Source organism: Paenibacillus sp. FSL R7-269 (genome assembly GCF_000517865.1).
Classification (GTDB): Bacteria; Bacillota; Bacilli; order Paenibacillales; family Paenibacillaceae; genus Paenibacillus_AQ.
This window is the reverse complement of sequence record NZ_ASPS01000125.1, coordinates 1-555: the sequence shown is the minus strand read 5'-3', so window position 1 is coordinate 555 and position 555 is coordinate 1. Positions and strand designations below refer to the sequence as shown.

The following is a 555-nucleotide window of genomic DNA, read 5'->3' as shown; positions in this document are numbered from 1 at the left end:
CTCCCCGAGGCAGTTTCGTTGTTCGCCACGTCCTTCGTCGGCTCCTGGCGCCTAGGCATCCTCCGTGTGCTCTTAGTAGCTTAACCAATGCGTTTTCCCTAAGGAAAATCGCTAGTATCGCCATTAATTCAAAACTTGTTTACACAAGTTCAGCTTAAAGGAATATTCTAAACGCAAATTCGTTTCGGTATCCAGTTTTCAAGGATCAAGATGTTGCATATACTGTTGTAAAGAATAATTGGTGGAGCCAAGCGGGATCGAACCGCTGACCTCCTGCTTGCAAGGCAGGCGCTCTCCCAGCTGAGCTATGGCCCCAAATAGGTATTCAATTCAAGATTGTTATATGGTGGGCCTTGGTGGACTCGAACCACCGACCTCACCCTTATCAGAGGTGCGCTCTAACCAACTGAGCTAAAAGCCCATATAACAAAACATACAGTAGTGAAGCAATCAATGAATTGATTGTTCGCTTGGCGGCGTCCTACTCTCCCAGGACCCTTCGGTCCAAGTACCATCGGCGCTGGAGGGCTTAACGGTCGTGTTCGGGATGGGTAC

At 48.8% G+C, this 555-nt stretch carries 2 tRNA genes and 1 rRNA gene; all 3 read right to left on the bottom strand.

The window, feature by feature from the left end:
• Nucleotides 1-239: 239 nt before the first annotated feature.
• Nucleotides 240-315 (bottom strand) — tRNA-Ala (locus tag C162_RS32225).
• 29 nt (nt 316-344) lie between these two features.
• A tRNA-Ile gene (locus C162_RS32220) sits at nt 345-421 on the bottom strand.
• Between the two features lie 47 nt (nt 422-468).
• A 5S ribosomal RNA gene (rrf, locus tag C162_RS34880) occupies nt 469-555 on the bottom strand; the annotation flags it as partial.